This is a genomic window from Streptomyces venezuelae (assembly GCF_008642335.1).
In the GTDB taxonomy this organism is placed as follows: Bacteria; Actinomycetota; Actinomycetes; order Streptomycetales; family Streptomycetaceae; genus Streptomyces; species Streptomyces venezuelae_F.
Genome location: NZ_CP029191.1, coordinates 2,732,476 through 2,748,654, shown reverse-complemented (window position 1 = coordinate 2,748,654; position 16,179 = coordinate 2,732,476). Strand labels below are relative to the sequence as shown.

The 16,179-nt window shown below is 71.8% G+C and carries 13 protein-coding genes and 1 tRNA gene; 8 read left to right on the top strand and 6 right to left on the bottom strand.

What is annotated here, in order from left to right; all coding sequences use genetic code 11:
- Positions 1–4: 4 nt before the first annotated feature.
- Positions 5–862 (bottom strand): hypothetical protein, encoded by an 858-nt coding sequence (locus DEJ49_RS12265; RefSeq protein WP_150184171.1) that lies wholly within the window; start codon positions 860–862, stop codon positions 5–7.
- Positions 863–1,051: 189 nt separating this feature from the next.
- A tRNA-Arg gene (locus DEJ49_RS12260) sits at positions 1,052–1,124 on the bottom strand.
- Positions 1,125–1,433: 309 nt separating this feature from the next.
- Here DEJ49_RS12260 and DEJ49_RS12255 point away from each other — a divergent pair.
- The 7 genes from DEJ49_RS12255 (at position 1,434) to DEJ49_RS12225 (ending at position 10,427) form a co-directional block, all read left to right on the top strand.
- Positions 1,434–3,089: a GTPase domain-containing protein gene (locus DEJ49_RS12255; protein ID WP_150184170.1), complete on the top strand. Its 1,656-nt coding sequence runs from the start codon at positions 1,434–1,436 to the stop codon at positions 3,087–3,089.
- Complete coding sequence (locus DEJ49_RS12250; RefSeq protein WP_411757155.1) at positions 3,086–5,047, top strand: GTPase; 1,962 nt, start codon at positions 3,086–3,088, stop codon at positions 5,045–5,047. Before DEJ49_RS12255 ends, DEJ49_RS12250 begins: the two co-directional genes overlap by 4 nt.
- 152 nt (positions 5,048–5,199) lie before the next feature.
- Positions 5,200–5,691, top strand: coding sequence for a single-stranded DNA-binding protein (locus tag DEJ49_RS12245; protein WP_150184168.1), 492 nt, complete (start codon positions 5,200–5,202; stop codon positions 5,689–5,691).
- Between the two features lie 420 nt (positions 5,692–6,111).
- Positions 6,112–7,470 carry a Cys-Gln thioester bond-forming surface protein gene (locus tag DEJ49_RS12240; RefSeq protein ID WP_150184167.1) on the top strand — a complete coding sequence of 453 codons (1,359 nt, stop codon included), beginning with the start codon at positions 6,112–6,114 and terminating at the stop codon, positions 7,468–7,470.
- Between the two features lie 152 nt (positions 7,471–7,622).
- Entirely contained in the window at positions 7,623–9,287 is a 1,665-nt protein-coding gene (ettA, locus tag DEJ49_RS12235) for an energy-dependent translational throttle protein EttA (RefSeq protein ID WP_150184166.1), read from the top strand.
- Positions 9,288–9,294: 7 nt separating this feature from the next.
- Positions 9,295–9,744 (top strand): acyl-CoA thioesterase, encoded by a 450-nt coding sequence (locus DEJ49_RS12230; protein ID WP_150184165.1) that lies wholly within the window; start codon positions 9,295–9,297, stop codon positions 9,742–9,744.
- Positions 9,741–10,427, top strand: a complete 687-nt coding sequence (locus DEJ49_RS12225; protein ID WP_150184164.1) for a hypothetical protein — start codon at positions 9,741–9,743, stop codon at positions 10,425–10,427. The genes DEJ49_RS12230 and DEJ49_RS12225 overlap by 4 nt, the downstream gene beginning before the upstream one ends.
- 49 nt (positions 10,428–10,476) lie before the next feature.
- Here DEJ49_RS12225 and DEJ49_RS12220 read toward each other — a convergent pair whose 3' ends face one another.
- Entirely contained in the window at positions 10,477–10,881 is a 405-nt protein-coding gene (locus tag DEJ49_RS12220) for a globin (protein ID WP_150184163.1), read from the bottom strand.
- A 97-nt stretch (positions 10,882–10,978) separates the two neighbouring features.
- Between DEJ49_RS12220 and DEJ49_RS12215 the strand changes: the two genes are divergently transcribed.
- Entirely contained in the window at positions 10,979–11,938 is a 960-nt protein-coding gene (locus DEJ49_RS12215) for a methyltransferase domain-containing protein (RefSeq protein WP_150184162.1), read from the top strand.
- Positions 11,939–11,969: 31 nt separating this feature from the next.
- Here DEJ49_RS12215 and DEJ49_RS12210 read toward each other — a convergent pair whose 3' ends face one another.
- The 3 genes from DEJ49_RS12210 to DEJ49_RS12200 all read right to left on the bottom strand — a co-directional run bounded on the left by DEJ49_RS12210 (position 11,970) and on the right by DEJ49_RS12200 (position 16,177).
- Positions 11,970–13,310: an FHA domain-containing protein gene (locus DEJ49_RS12210; protein WP_150184161.1), complete on the bottom strand. Its 1,341-nt coding sequence runs from the start codon at positions 13,308–13,310 to the stop codon at positions 11,970–11,972.
- 80 nt (positions 13,311–13,390) lie between these two features.
- Entirely contained in the window at positions 13,391–14,746 is a 1,356-nt protein-coding gene (locus tag DEJ49_RS12205) for a VWA domain-containing protein (protein ID WP_150184160.1), read from the bottom strand.
- A 105-nt stretch (positions 14,747–14,851) separates the two neighbouring features.
- Positions 14,852–16,177: a PP2C family protein-serine/threonine phosphatase gene (locus DEJ49_RS12200; RefSeq protein ID WP_150184159.1), complete on the bottom strand. Its 1,326-nt coding sequence runs from the start codon at positions 16,175–16,177 to the stop codon at positions 14,852–14,854.
- Between the last annotated feature and the right edge of the window lie 2 nt (positions 16,178–16,179).

Genomic DNA, 16,179 nt, shown 5'->3' with positions numbered 1-16,179 from the left:
CCCGCTAGGGCAACCGTACTTCCCGGATGACGAACTCGTTGAGAGAGACTTTCTCCACCCTGAGCCCGGCCGCAACCGCATGCGTGGAGATGGCATTGGCACTGGCCGCGACCGCGTTGACGAACTCTACGTAGGAGCGTGTCGCCTCCAGGGAATGCTGCGCTCTGCGGATCTTCCCCAGCTTCCGGGCGAACACCGCGAGGCCCACCGGGTAGGCGTAGACGCTCGCTGCCGTGCCCCACTTGCTGCGCAGAACCCGTCCGTCGTTGGAGCCCGCGGCAAGCACTTCGATGGCCTGGCGGGCGCAGCGGTAGCTCTCCATCATCCAGTGGGCGGCGTCCTCGTGCCGACCGAGCAGCAAGCTCACCTGGCCCAGGTGCATCTGGACGACCGCTTGACTCTGCGGCGAGCCCGCCAAGCCGTATGCGTCGAAGAACCGATCCCACGCCTGCTGCAGCGTCGCGGCATAGCGAGGATCGGACAGGCCGATGCGTGCCGCCTCGCGTACGAGCAGCTGGGCCGTGCGCAAGGGACCGTCGAGAAGGATCGAGGCCTTCTTGTCGAGCGATTTGAGCATCGTGGCCTGGGCCTCTTCGACGTTGGCCAGTGCGGTGTACAGGCCCATGATCGCCACGGCGGGCAGGCCGGCTTGGGCGAGCCCCAGAACAATGGTGGCGCGCCCCACCGCGCCCCACTTCTTCGCGTCAGCACCTGCATCCTGATCCCCGGGTTCTTCGCCCGGTGCCCGCCTGGGCCGAAGCTGATACCAGCGAATGAACTCCACGAGCCGCGCGTCGACCCGCTCCCCGGCCAGAGTCAGACTGTCCCTGATGCGACGGTCCAAAGGATCTGGTTGCGCCATGGTCACCACCCCGTTAGGGGGCGGAGCCTAGTGCGGCCCGGCCGTGTCGTCACGACCGCAGGGGGACGGTCGAGTAGACGTATCTGAAGCGCCGCACCGAAACGGTCGACAGGCCCGCGGCGCGTGTCGAGCGCGCCCGAGCCTGCGCGCCCGACAAAAAGGCCCCGCCGAAACGGGGCCTTGGAGAGGCGCCCCCGGCAGGACTCGAACCTGCGGCCAAGCGCTTAGAAGGCGCCTGCTCTATCCACTGAGCTACGGGGGCCGGGTGTGGCCGGGTGGCACGGGGCCGGATGTTGGGGGTGATCCGTGACCTTGCCGGGGACAAGGATAGGGCTCCCGGGTCCCTGTCCCTGGTGCTTCGCCTCCGCGCCGTGATGTGGAGGTTCGGTGAAGCGATCCTGATAATCGCAGGCAGGTACGAATCTCGCATCGCTTTTGGCGTCTCACGCCCCGGGTGTTGTGCACTCGTTATGCCTGCGCCCCGGTCGCCCCTTCCCTCACCTGCGTCCGATCGGCGCGCAGAGGCGCCCATATGCTTCAGAAAGACGCCAAAATTGGGCATTCTTCGCATGTGGTGACCTTGGACGTACGGCCTCAGTTGCTTGACGCACTCTCCGCCCTGCGCGAGCGTGTCGCCGCCGCACGCTTTCCGCTCCCCCTGCCAGGGGCGCCACGCGCGCGTGCCAACCGGGACGAGCTGCTGGCACAGCTCGATGACTATCTCGTGCCCCGGCTCAAGGCCCCCGAAGCGCCTCTTCTCGCCGTCGTCGGCGGATCCACCGGCACCGGCAAGTCCACCCTCGTGAACTCCCTCGTGGGACGACAGGTCAGCGAGGCAGGCGTGCTGCGGCCCACCACCCGCACGCCGGTGCTCGTCTGCCATCCGGACGACCACCACTGGTTCTCCGGGATGCGGATCCTGCCCGACCTCACGCGCGTATGGGTGCCCCGGCAGGACCCGGGGGAGGAGGGCGGCGACGGGGAGCAGGACGACGACGGCGGCGGGGACGTGGCGGGTGGCGTCGGTGAGGCGGAGCGCGCGCTGCGTATCGAGACCGCGCACAGCCTCCCGCGCGGACTCGCCCTCCTGGACGCACCCGACATCGACTCCCTCGTCGCCGACAACCGCGTCCTGGCCGCCGAACTCATCTCCGCCGCCGACGTATGGGTGATGGTCACCACCGCGTCGCGGTACGCCGACGCCGTCCCCTGGCACCTCCTGCGCACCGCCAAGGAACACGACGCCACCCTCGTCACGGTCCTCGACCGCGTGCCGCACCAGGTGGTGACCGAGGTCTCACGCCAGTACGGCGCACTGCTCGCCAAGGCCGGCCTCGGCGACGTACCGCGCTTCACCGTGCCCGAACTGCCCGAGTCCGCGGGCGGCGGCGGACTGCTCCCCGCCACCGCCGTCGCGCCCCTGCGCGCCTGGCTCACCCACCACGCACAGGAACCCGCCGTCCGCTCCCAGGCCGTCGCCCGCACCGCCCTGGGAGTCCTCCGCTCCCTCGACTCGCGCATGCCGGAGCTCGCGAGCGCCGTCGCCGCCCAGTACGCCGCCGCGCTACGGCTCACCTCCGCCGTCGACGAGGCGTACGAGAACGAGCACGCGCGCGTGGGGAGGCGTTTGCGGGCCGGCGGGGTGCTGGCCGGCGGCGCCCTGAAGCGCTGGCGCAGCTACCCCCTCGACTGCGGCGCCGGTGAACTGCTCGACGCCATCGCCGAGAGCCTGGAAGCCCTCCTGCTGTGCGCCGTCACCGCCGCCGACGAGCGCATCGACGAGGCCTGGCGGCGCGAACCCGCCGCCGGCGCCCCGACGCTGGCAGGCCGCGACCCGGACATCGAGACCGCCGAGCACCGCATCGGGATGGCCGTACGCAGGTGGCGGCGCGAACTGGAGGAGTACGCGGAGGACGAGGTGCGCTGCCTCGAACGGGTCGACAAGAACGCCCTCCCCGACCCCGAGGTCGTCGCCGCGCTGCTCGCCACGACGCTGCTCGGCGGGCGCCGGGCCCGTGCGGCCGGGGAGGTCCTCGCCGAGCGGATCGGCGCCCAGGCCGCCGTCCGCCTCCGTGACCGGGGCGGACGCCTGCTGACCGACTACCTGGAGAAGGTCCTCAACGCCGAGCGGGAGCGCAGACTCGCCCCCTTGGACGCCCTCGAAGTGCATCCCGAACCCCAGGCCGAGCTGATCGCCGCCCTGTCCGTACTGCAGAAGGAGAGGTGACCGCGGTGACCGCCGTCACTGATCACGCCGACCCCACCGATCCCGCAGATCCCGCAGACCCCGTCGACCCCGCCGACGGGGCGCGCGATGGGGGCCATGGCCGGGACCGGAGCCGTAGCGCTTCCGACGCCGACGCCACCCCCGAGCGCCCAGAGCGCCCAGAGCGACGCGACGAACGTACCGACACCCGCCCCGGCCGCCCCTGGGACGACGGCCTCATCGCCCGCCGCGTCGAAGACGCGCAACGTCCCCCCGGCGGCCGTGACACGGGCATCAGCACAGGAGCCCGCGCGTACGCCCCGGCCCCCGCCCCCTTCACCGGGCCCACCCCCTCCTACGAAAACCCCCTCCGCATCCGCCTCGACGCCCTGCGCGAGCTCGTCGGGCTCTCCCGCACCCGCCTCGACAGCGGCACGCTCGCCGAGGCCGGACGTGTCCTGGACGAGGCCGCGGCCCGGCGCAGGCTCTCCGAACGGCACACCGTCGTCGCCATCGCCGGGGCCACCGGCAGCGGCAAGTCGACGCTCTTCAACTCACTCGCCGGAGTGATGATCTCGGAGACCGGCGTGCGCAGGCCGACCACCGCCGCGCCCATCGGATGCAGCTGGACGGACGGCGCGGCGGGCCTGCTCGACCGGCTCGGGATCCCCGGCCGCCTGCGCCGCCGCCCGCTCCAAGGGCCCGGCGCCGACGAACTCCAAGGGCTCGTCCTCATCGATCTGCCCGACCACGACTCGGCGGTCGGCGAGCACCGCGAGCACGTCGACCGCATCCTGGCCCTCGTCGACGCCGTCATCTGGGTCGTCGACCCGGAGAAGTACGCCGACGCGATGCTCCATGAACGCTATCTGCGCCCCATGGCAGGCCACGCCGAAGTCACCTTCGTGGTGCTCAACCAGATCGACCGGCTGCCCGGCGACGCCGCCGACCAGGTCCTCGACGATCTGCGGCGCCTCCTCGACGACGACGGTGTCGCACTCGGCGAGCACGGGGAGCCGGGCGCCACGGTGCTCGCGATCTCCGCGCTGACGGGCGAGGGCGTCGGTGAACTGCGGGAGGTGTTGGGGCAGTTCACGCAGGAGAGGGGCGCCGCCGCCCGCCGTATCTCCGCGGACGTGGACGCCGCCGCGGAACGCCTGCGTCCGGTGTACGTCGCCGGGGCGCACTCCGGCCGCAATCGCGGGCGGATCGGGCTCAGCGAGGAGGCCCGCGAGGAGTTCGCGGACCGGCTCGCGGACGCCGTGGGCGCGGCGGCCGCCGGAGACGCCGCGGAGCGGGCCTGGCGCAGGCACGCGGGCAAGGCGTGCGGGGATCCGTGGTTCAGGCTGTGGCGCTGGTACGAGGCACGGCGCTTCTCGCAGGGTGTGCTGACGCCGGTCGCCCTGCCGCCCGTGGACGAGGAGGCGACGGCGCGCCAGCGGGTGGAGCATGCCGTGCGCACGGTGGCCGACGAGGCGGCGAGGGGGCTGCCCCTGCCCTGGGGACAGGCCGTACGGGAGGCCGCGGTGCGCGGTGCCGAGGGGCTTCCCGAGGCGCTCGACGAGCTGGCGGTGACGGTGGGGGTACCGGTCGGACGGCCGCCGCGCCCCGGCTGGTGGCCGGTGGCGGTTCTGGCGCAGGCGGCGATGACGCTGCTGCAAGTCGTGGGCGGAATCTGGCTGGTGGGCCAGATCGTCGGGCTCGCCACGCCGAACCTGGGCGTGCCGGTGCTGCTGATGCTGGCGGGCATCGTGGGCGGCCCGTGCGTGGAGTGGACGAGCCGGATCGCTGCGCGGGGGCCCGCGCGCAGGTACGGGAACGACGCGGAACGGCGGCTGCGGGAGGCGGCGGCCGGGTGCGGCCGGGCGCGGGTCCTCGATCCGGTGGCGGCGGAGCTGCTGCGTTACCGGGAGGTCAGGGAGCAGTACGTGCGGGTGTCGGGGGAGCTGTCGCAGGCCGCCCGTTCCCCGATCGGGTGACGGAGTTTTCCACAACCTGGGGGCGGTCCACAGGGCTCAGCGGGATCGGCCCGACCGGTGCAATCTGGGTTCACAGCCGCTGGGCTGCACGAGACAGAGACAGACGCAGAGACAGAGACTCGAAGCGTGACGTGGGACAGGGGGGTTCGGCGATGAACGAGACCTTGGTGACGGTCGTGGGCAATGTGGCGACGACGCCGGTGTACCGGGAGCTGCCGTCGGGGCCGGTGGCGCGGTTCCGGCTCGCGGTGACGGCGCGGTACTACGACGGGGCGAAGAGCACATGGACCGACGGGCACACCAATTTCTTCACGGTCTGGGCGTGGCGAGCGCTCGGCACGAACGTGCAGGGGTCGGTGTCGGTGGGCGAACCGGTCATCGTGCAGGGCAGGTTGAAGGTGCGCGACGAGGAGCGGGGCGGCCAGCACTGGACGTCGGCGGACATCGAGGCGGTGGCCATCGGGCACGATCTGTCGCGCGGTACGGCGGCGTTCAGAAGGGTCGGCAGGGGCAATCCGGCGCTGACGGACCCGGCGCAGGGGCGGGAGCAGGCACAGGAGAAGGGGCAGAGCCAGAGCCAGAGTCAGGGGCTGGGCGAGGATGTCTCCGCGCTCTGGGAGAAGAAGCCGGAGCCCGTGGGGTGACGCGGCGTCAGGCGGTCGGTGTCGGGGGAAGCGGACCCGCCCCGCGGGGACGGCCGAAGTGCCGCATATCGGTGAATGGGCACCATTGATTTGTCGATAAGCCCAGCTCGGAGCGGTTGTTGGGGATAACGATTCCGAGTCGGATCCGCCGTCCGGTGATCTGCGTGGGACTCGTGCTGCGGCGTTTCCTTAGGATGCCGGACGTAGCTCACGGGGCAGTCGGCAGGTGAGGTCACGCGGGTGACCGGTGAACCTGCCCCTTTCAATCTGCTGGCGGGACCACCCCCCAACGTCGTGAACGGGTCCCGCCCGGAGGGGAATTCAGTGTTTTCTGCGTTGTCCATACGTAGCCGAGGCCGGGGCCGAAGTCGCGGGCGCGGCGGGAGCGGACCCGGCCGGGGCGCCGCCCGGCTCGCCGCGGTGACCGCGGCGGCGGGTCTGGCCCTGGCGGGCGGGGTGACCTTCGCGGGCGCGGCCGCGGCGGAGGAGGCGCCGGCGCACGGGGGCGGAGCCGTCGCGACACTGGGTGGGCTGCAGACGTTCGATCAGGCCGTCATCCGTGACAACGGCACTGCGCAGCAGGTGCCCGCGGGACTCTTCGAGATGTCCGTCGAGGGCGGCGGCACCCTGCAGACGTACTGCATCGACATCCTGAACCCCACGCAGAAGGACGCCAAGTACCAGGAGACCCCCTGGAGCGGCACCTCGCTGAACGGGAACCGTGACGCGGGCAAGATCCGCTGGATCCTCCAGCACTCGTATCCGCAGGTGAACGACCTCGCCGCGCTGGCCCGCAAGGCGGGGGCGCGCTCCCTCACCGCGCAGAGCGCCGCGGCCGGCACCCAGGTGGCGATCTGGCGGTACTCCGACGGCGCGAAGGTCGACGCCGTCGATCCGCAGGCCGAGAAGCTCGCCGACTATCTGTACAAGAGCGCTCGGAACAGCGCCGAGCCCAAGGCATCCCTGACGCTGGACCCGCCGGCCGTGTCGGGACGCGCGGGGGAGAAGCTCGGACCGGTCACCGTGCAGACCGACGCCGACTCGGTGACGGTCACGCCGCCCGCGGACTCCGAGGCGAGCGGCGTGAAGGTCGTCGGCAGGAACGGCAAGCCGGTGAAGTCCGCGCGCGACGGCAGCCGCCTCTACTTCGACGTGCCGAAGGACGCACCCGACGGCGCCGCCGCACTGTCCGTGCAGACGTCGACCACCGTCCCGGTCGGGCGGGCGTTCGCGTCCGAGACCAGGAGCCAGACGCAGATCCTCGCCGGCTCCAGCGAGTCGACCGTGTCGGCCGCGGCGACCGCGAACTGGGCGGCCGAAGGTGCGCTGCCCGCGCTGTCGGCCGAGAAGAACTGCGCCAAGAGCGGTGTGGACATCACCGCGGCCAACGAGGGCGACAAGCCCTTCACCTTCCGTCTGATGGGCTTCAAGTACACCATCGAGGCGGGCACGTCACAGACCGTGACGATCCCGCTGCAGGAGGACCAGCCCTACGACTTCACGATCAATGGGCCGAGCGGCTTCGAGAAGCGGTTCAAGGGCGTGCTCGACTGCCGCACCGCGGGCGACACGATAACGAGCAAGGCGCAGCCCGCCTCCCAGCCGAGCCCCGCGTCGGCGGGCGGCAGCGTCGGCGGCGGTGACCTGGCCGAGACCGGCAGCAGCGGCAACACCCCGCTGATCGTCGGCATCGCGGTGGCGTTCGTCGTGGTCGGCGGCGCGGTGGTGTTCTTCCTCCGCAAGAAGGACGTCCCGGCGGAGACCTCCACCGAGGAGTAGGCGGCCGTCGACAGAGGAGGGCGCGCGGTAGTCGTACGGCTACCGCGCGCGAGGAGAAGAACCGGCGGCCCACCATCCGGTTTTCGCCGGGGGCTGGCCGTACGGCAAGATGGGGTGTATCTGCCCACTCACTGATTGCCGGACGGTTTCTCTTGGCTGAGTACATCTACACCATGCGCAAGACGCGCAAGGCGCACGGCGACAAGGTGATCCTCGACGATGTCACCTTGAGCTTCCTTCCTGGCGCGAAGATCGGTGTCGTGGGCCCCAACGGCGCCGGTAAGTCCACGGTGCTGAAGATCATGGCCGGGCTCGAGCAGCCGTCCAACGGTGACGCGTTCCTCTCGCCCGGGTACAGCGTCGGCATCCTCATGCAGGAGCCGCAGCTCGACGAGTCGAAGACGGTCCTGGAGAACGTGCAGGACGGCGCCGCCGAGATCATGGGCAAGCTCAAGCGCTTCAACGAGGTCGCCGAGCTCATGGCGACGGACTACTCGGACGCGCTCATGGAGGAGATGGGCAAGCTCCAGGAGGACCTGGACCACGCCAACGCGTGGGACCTGGACGCCCAGCTGGAGCAGGCCATGGACGCGCTGGGCTGCCCGCCCGGCGACTGGCCCGTCGTGAACCTCTCCGGTGGCGAGAAGCGCCGCGTCGCGCTCTGCAAGCTCCTCATCGAGGCGCCCGACCTGCTCCTCCTCGACGAGCCCACCAACCACCTCGACGCCGAGTCGGTGAACTGGCTGGAGCAGCACCTCTCGCAGTACTCCGGCGCTGTCGTCGCGGTCACCCACGACCGGTACTTCCTGGACAACGTCGCCCAGTGGATCCTGGAGCTCGACCGCGGTCGCGCCCACCCGTACGAGGGCAACTACTCCACGTACCTGGAGAAGAAGGCCCAGCGCCTCAAGGTCGAGGGCCAGAAGGACGCCAAGCGCGCGAAGCGTCTGAAGGAAGAACTCGAGTGGGTGCGGTCGAACGCCAAGGGGCGTCAGGCCAAGTCCAAGGCGCGTCTGGCGCGCTACGAGGAGATGGCCGCCGAGGCCGACAAGATGCGGAAGCTGGACTTCGAGGAGATCCAGATCCCGCCGGGCCCGCGTCTGGGCTCGATCGTCGTCGAGGTCGAGCACCTGTCGAAGGCGTTCGGCGACAAGGTCCTCGTCGACGACCTCAGCTTCTCGCTGCCGCGCAACGGCATCGTCGGCATCATCGGTCCGAACGGCGCGGGCAAGACCACGCTGTTCAAGATGATCCAGGGCCTGGAGCAGCCGGACTCCGGCAGCATCAAGGTCGGCGACACGGTCAAGGTCAGCTACGTCGACCAGGGCCGCGCCAACATCGACCCGAAGAAGACGCTGTGGGCCGTCGTCTCCGACGAGCTGGACTACATCAACGTCGGTCAGGTCGAGATGCCGTCGCGGGCGTACGTCTCCGCGTTCGGCTTCAAGGGCCCGGACCAGCAGAAGCCGGCCGGTGTGCTCTCCGGTGGTGAGCGCAACCGCCTCAACCTGGCGCTGACCCTCAAGGAGGGCGGCAACCTGCTCCTCCTCGACGAGCCGACGAACGACCTGGACGTCGAGACCCTGTCGTCCCTGGAGAACGCGCTCCTGGAGTTCCCGGGTGCCGCCGTCGTGATCTCCCACGACCGCTGGTTCCTGGACCGGGTCGCCACGCACATCCTGGCGTACGAGGGCGACTCCAAGTGGTACTGGTTCGAGGGCAACTTCGAGTCGTACGAGAAGAACAAGATCGAGCGTCTCGGCCCGGACGCGGCCCGTCCGCACCGCGCCACCTACAAGAAGCTCACCCGGGGCTGAGGCGACCGTGGCCCGACACATATACCAATGCCCGCTCCGCTGGTCGGACATGGACGCCTTCGGGCACGTCAACAACGTCGTCTTCCTGCGGTATCTGGAAGAGGCGCGGATCGACTTCATGTTCCGGCTCGCGCCCGGTGACGGCTCCCCGTCGTTCTCCGGCGGGTCGGTCGTGGCCCGCCACGAGATCGATTACCTACGGCCGTTGGTGCACCGGCACGAGCCGGTCACCATCGAGTCGTGGGTGACGAAGATCGGTGCGGCGTCGCTGACCATCGCGTACGAGATCAAGGACGCGCAGCAGGTGTATGTGCGGGCCTCTACCGTAGTCGTGCCCTTCGACCTGGAGGCGCAGCGACCGCGGCGGATCACGGCCGAGGAGCGCTCGTTCCTGGAGGAGTACGTGGACGACAGCGCCGGTGGCCCCGACGGTGGCTCGGGGGCGCTCGCCGCATGACCGCGCGGCTCCACTTCGCCGATGCCGGGGAGGCGGCCGACCTCGCCGCCTTCCTGGCCCGGCTGATCCACTACGACAAGGCGGCCGCGGTGCGGCTGCAGGCCGCCGGGGACACGCTCGCCGTGTTCGGGCGGCCGCCGTCGTTCGAGGTGCTCGTGATCCGTACGGCACGGCTCGCCAAGCCGTACGAGTACGGGCTCGACACGACGCTCGACGTCACCGTCTCCGCGGGCGAGTTCCTGGAACGCGTCGGCGAATCGGCGGAGTCCGTGGAGACGGCGGGCGTCGCCGACGTCCCGACGGCCGTCACCGGGCCGCCGTGGGCGGGCGTGCTGCCGCCGCGCGGCGGCTGGCGGCAGGAACCGGGCCTGCCCGCTCCGGAGGCGGTGCGGTCCCTGGTCAAGCGGGCCGTCGCCGAATTCAGGGCGCGGATCGAGGAGTTGCCGGCCGAGCGGCGCGTGCGCGCCGAACTCGACCGCGTGGGCCGGGAGATCTGGTCCAGGACCGTCGCCGACACGGAACTGCCGGTACGGGCGGCGCACGCCGCGCAGTCCCTCGGCTTCCTGCGCGGCGACGCGCTGACGCTGCTGTCGTCGGGACCGTGGCTGCGGCTGCGTACGGCCTACGGGTCCGTCGCGGTGCGCAGGGCGGGTATCGGGGGGCTCACGGTGACGCCCGCGTGAGAGCGGGCGTGACCGTGAGCCGGCTGCTACGTGTCCAGTGCTACGGGACTCAGCCCTCGGAGTTGACCATGGAAGCCGCCGCGTACGTCAGGTAGTTCCACAGCGTCCGCTCGTGCTCCTCGGAGAGGTCGAGCTGGTCCACCGCATCGCGCATGTGCTTCAGCCAGGCGTCGTGCGCGGCCCTGTCCACCGTGAACGGCGCGTGCCGCATGCGCAGCCGGGGGTGGCCGCGATTGTCGCTGTACGTACGGGGGCCGCCCCAGTACTGCATCAGGAAGAGCGCGAGACGCTCCTCGGCGGGCCCGAGGTCCTCCTCCGGGTACATCGGCCGCAGCAGCGGGTCCTCCGCGACCCCCTGGTAGAAGTAGTGCACCAGGCGTCGGAAGGTCTCCTCGCCGCCGACCTGCTCGTAGTAGGTCTGCTCCTGAAGCGTGCCGCGCGGGATATCTTTCACGCGTTCCATGGTCTCAGACGGGGCGGCCGAGTACGGAAGGCTTAGGACCATCGCCGGTCACCTCGCATCGGAGGCCGCGGCGCAGCACAGTGGACCCATGGAACCCGATCCTGTACTGCTCGCCGAGGTCCGGGCCGGCCTCGTGCGGGAGATCGAGGCGAGCGGGGCCTGGCGGGACGACCCCGCCTGGCGGGCGGCGTTCACCGCCGTCCCGCGGCACCTCTTCGTGCCCTACTACTACGTGGGTGTGACCGGCGGGTACGAGCGGCTGTGGGGCGAGGACCCCGACGAGGAGCGCCGCACCCGCTGGCTGCGCGGCGCCTACACGGACGCGCCCCTCGCGACCCGCGTGCGCGACGGGGACCTGCTCTCCTCCAGCAGCCAGCCGTCCCTGATGGCGAAGATGCTCACCGAACTGGACGTACGCCCGGGAGACCGCGTCCTGGAGATCGGCGCGGGCACCGGCTACAACGCGGCGCTGCTCGCCCACCGGCTCGGCGACGACTCCGTGACGACCGTCGACCTCGACCCGGAGATCACCGAGTCCGCCCGGCAGCATCTGGCGGCCGCCGGGTACCGCCCCGCCGTGGTGACCGGCGACGGCGCGGCCGGCTGCCCCGAGCGGGCGCCCTACGACCGGATCATCGCCACCTGCACCCTGGGCGCGGTGCCGAGGGCGTGGCTCGCCCAGTGCAGGCCCGGCGCCCGCATCCTGGCGCCGCTGGCCACCGGCCTGATCGCGCTGACCGTGCGGGACGCGGAGCACGCCGAGGGGCGCTTCCTGCACACGCCCGCCTATTTCGTACCGCTGCGGGGAGGGGACGCCAGGACCCCGTACGAGCACCACATCGGAGGGCTGCCGCGCAGGGCCCTGCAGAGCGAGCTCTTCCGCTTCCTCCTGGAGCTGACCGCGGGCAGCCTCGATCCGCACGAAGCGCTCGCGCTGTGGCAGCGCGAGGGGCGGCCGGTGCGCGAGCGCTTCGGTGTCACGACGAGCGGGCCGTACGAGTGGGCCTGGCTGGACGACCCCGAAGGGCCGTACGTCTGGCCTCTCTGAACGGGCCCGCCCGTGGTGGTGGAGCGTTACGTCAGTCGCGGCGGATGGTGAGCGTCGTCCAGGCGCCCACGTGGACCTGGTCGCCGTCCTGGAGGGGGACGGGCACGAACGGCTGGATGGGCTCCTCGCCGCCGTTGACCGTGGTGCCGTTCGTGGAGTTCTGGTCGACGACCGCCCAGCTGCCGTCGGGCTGCTGCACCAGGATCGCGTGCTGGTGCGAGACGCCCGGGTCCTCCGGCGGCACCGACAGGTCGATGTCCGGGGTGTCACCCGTGGAGTGCCTGCGGCGGCCGATGGTCAGCTGGTTGCCGGCCAGCGGGCGCTGCTGCTCCGGCGAGTACGCGGGCAGGTTGAGGCCCGACGCCTCGGGGCCGCTGCGCTGCATCATCGCCATGAAGTACTCGCGGTCGGGACCGATCGTCACGGACCACGTGCCGGGGCCCTGCGGCTGCTGTGACTGCTGGGGCGGCTGCTGCTGGAACGGTTCCTGCGGCTGGAACGGCTCCTGCTGGGCCGGGGCCGACGGAGGCGAGATCACCCAGTCGTCGGCGGCGCCGCCACCGAAGGACGGCCCTCCGGGGCCAGCAGGACCGCCGGGACCACCGGGGCCGGGCGGCGGAGGCGGCGGGCCCTGCGGGGCGCCCGTCTCCTGCGGGAACGCGGGCGGCGCGGGCGGACCCGGCTGCTGCTGGAAGGCCTGAGGCGCGCCGGGCGGGGCCTGACCGGGACCGGGGCGCTGTGACCCACCCGGACCCTGTGACCCACCCGGACCCTGAGGGCCACCCGGACCCTGGGGCCCACCCGGACCCTGCGGACCACCCGGACCGGGCTGCCCCGGGAACGGCTGGCCCGGACCCTGCTGGCCGCCGCCGTTGCCGTTGCCGAACGGCGGGATCGGCTCGGCGGGCCGGTTCATCTGCGAGGGCCGCGAGCCCTGGTACTCGTATCCCGGCGGAGGCTGCTGGAACTGCTGCGCCGGGTTCGGCCCCGGCGGCCTTCCGGGACCGCCGCCGGGACCGCCGTGCGTGCCCGGCAGCGGCGGGTTCGGCGCGGCCGGGGTGTACGACGTCGCCGTGTTCGTCAGGAAGTTCCAGCGGCACTCCTCGCAGAAGGGCGCGTTCGCCTCGCGGGGCGTGCGGCACTGCGGGCAGAGCTGGCCCTCGGGCGCCGGGTCCGGCACGGCGGCCAGGTGCGGGCGCCCCGGCGCGGGCTGCGGGAAGCCCGGGTCCTGGCCGGGCGGCGGCGGGGGATAGCCGTACCCGGCCGCGGGCGGCGGCGGGGGCGGCGGAGGCACGGCACCGGCCATGCGGTGACCGCAGACCTCGCACCAGTCATCGGAACCCGACTGGTGTCCGTTCGGGCAGGTCGGCATGTCGGCGCTTCCCCCTCTCCTTCTCCGGCCCGAGGGCCGTACGTACGTACCGCTGCTTCAGGCCTACTGCTTCTGCAGGCCTACTGCTTCTTCACGCGAACAGTCTTCGTGGACCGCGTCTCGAGTGTCATCTCGTCGGCCTCGGCGACCTTCGCCTTCAATCGAACAGTACCTGCCACGGCGTCCACGACGTCCACCACCTTCGAAAGCAGTTTCGCCGTATCCGCGTTGCCCGAGGCGCTCGCGAGCTGCACCGCGCGGCCCAGTTTGGCCGTCGCACCGTCGACATCTCCCGATTTGCGGGCGTCCAGACCCTGCTGGATCACCTGGGCCAGCTCCGCCTGGCCCGTGTAGTGCGCGACCTGCGGATTGATGGAGGTGGAGGCCGCCATGTCGTCCGTCCACACGGCCCGCACCAGGCCCTGCGACAGCGTCTGCGCGCTGCCGTCCTCCCGCGGCACGACCAGCGAGACACGGGCCGCGAGCATCTCCTGGCCGAGTTCGGCGCCGGGCACCTGGACGCAGATGTGGTAGTCGCGGGACTCGTCGCCCCAGGACCCCGTCGGATAGTCCCCGGCGCGCGGCCCCGCCTCCGTGCGGCGCCCGGTCAACTCCTCGACCGTGGGCGCCACTTGCTTCACGAACTTGATCTCCACGCCCACCGGCGTCCACAGCCGCAGACTGACGTCGGCGACCTCCTTGCCCATCGCCGCTTCCATCATCTGCGTGAAGTCGGCGGAGAGGGCGGCCGGGTCGGCGACGATGTCGGCGGTGCCGAGCAGCGCGGAGGCGATCCCTGTGACCTCCTTCACCTCCCAGTCCGTGCCGACGCCGCGGGCGTCGCAGGTGAAGCGGCCCGCGCAGGAGTCCAGGGCGGCCCGCAGATCCTCGGGTGACTCGTGTTCGTTGCGGCCGTCGGTGAGCAGGATGCCGTGCCGCACCGCCGAGGCGGGTACGTCCGCGGAGTTCAGGAGGCGGTCGGCGAGGCGCAGCCAGGTGCCGATCGCCGTGCCGCCGCCCGCGTTCAGCCTGCGCAGCGCCTGTTTGGCCAGCTCACGGGTCTGCGGTCCCGCGACGGCGAGCCGGCCGCCGCCCGGGTAGACCTCCTTGGCGACGTGGGTGCCGCCGATCACCGCGAAGTGCACGCCGTCGCGGAGCGCGTCGATCGCGGCGGCGGTGGCGTCCCGTGCGCCGCGCATCTTCGTCGGCGGGTAGTCCATCGAACCGGAGCAGTCCACCATGATGGCGACGGCGGCGTCCGGGCTCTGGCCCACCGTGAACAGGTGCGGTGCGCCGACCGCGGCCCCGATCGTCCCGCCGCCGGTCGAGGTGACCGTGGCGATGGCGTTGACCTCGCGGCCGCCCTCCGGCAGGTACTCGTTCTGGTAGACGTCCACAGAGAACTGCGGCACGTTCGATTTCGAGAAATTGGCCATGGAACTGCTCCCCCTCAGATCCTCGGAACCACAAGACCGCTCAGAACCTCAAGACCGCTCAGAACCTCAAGACCACACGGCCCGGTACGGTCCCCCCGCCGGGCACTAGGCCGATCCTGCCCCCTGCGGCACGAACGGGAACGGCACGACGGCCACTGTTACGTTGTCGTGGCCCCCGCCGTCCAGTGCGTGGCCGACCAGGACCTGGGCGCTGTGCAGCGGCCGGTCCGCGGCGTCGGCCGGCACCGCGTCGGCCATCTCCTCGACGGCTTCCGCGTAGTTCCACAGCCCGTCCGTGCACACCACCACTACACCCGCACGGTCCGGCTTGAAGGAAGCGGTGTGCGGCTCCAGTTCGTACGCGTCCGCGCCGAGCCAGCCCGTGATGGCGTGCGCGCGCTCGTCGGCGTACGCCTCGGCCTCGTTCATCAGGCCCGCGGCGACCATCTGCGCGGCCCACGAGTCGTCCTCGGTCAGGCGGACGGTGGGGCCCTCGCGGTCGTCGGGGACCCAGTAGGCGCGGCTGTCGCCGACCCAGCCGACGACGAGCAGGCCGCCCGCGACGACCGAGCCGACCAGGGTGCAGGCGGGCGCGTTCTGGTGGGGGCTGTGCTCGCGGGCCGACGCGGGTTCGGCGGCGAGCGCGTTGACGGCGTCGGCCGCCGCGAGGATCGCCTCGTGCATCGCCTGCTGCGGGTGCGTGCCGCGCGGCAGCGAGACGAGGAGCGACTCGTTGGCGGCGCGGGACGCGGCGAGCGACGCCTCGTCGGGGCGGGTCGCCGATGAGACGCCGTCGCAGACGATCGCGACGACGGCGGGGGAGCCGTCTGGCAGCGCTGCCGTGGAGATGGCGAAGGCGTCTTCGTTGCGGTGGTGGCGCAGGCCGCGGTCGCTGACGGCGGCGACGGTGTCGAGCTCCTGCTCCATGTGGTCGCGCTCGCGGGGCTGGGCGTGCCCGCAGTTCTCGCAGTACCCGTCCGGGTCGACGCGGCCCGACCGGCACGCCACGCAGAGTTTGGTGCCCGCGGGGGGCGTGGCTGTACGGGGGTCGGGGGCCGGGGCGGCGCCCGCCGGTTCGGGCAGCGGGTACTCGTCCGGCTCACCGGACGCGCCCGGAGAGGCCAGGGCGGCGTCCGGCCGCTCCGGGAGTTCGCTGCCCGCCGAGTCCGTGCCCGGCAGATCCGTCGGCAGATGCGTCGGCACCGGAGTGTCGGAGCTGTCGACCTCCGGGGCGACCGGCCACTCGTCGGCCTCCCCGCCCGCGGCGGCGGCCCGCACGGGCCCGGCGGACCCGGCGGATCCGTTGGGGGACACGTCCGGCCGCGGTGGCACCGCCGACAGGTCGAACCCGCACGCACCGCAATACAGGTCACCCGACTCCAGCGGCTCCTCACAGCTGGGGCAGGCAGACAGCTGGGGCATCTGCGACATAC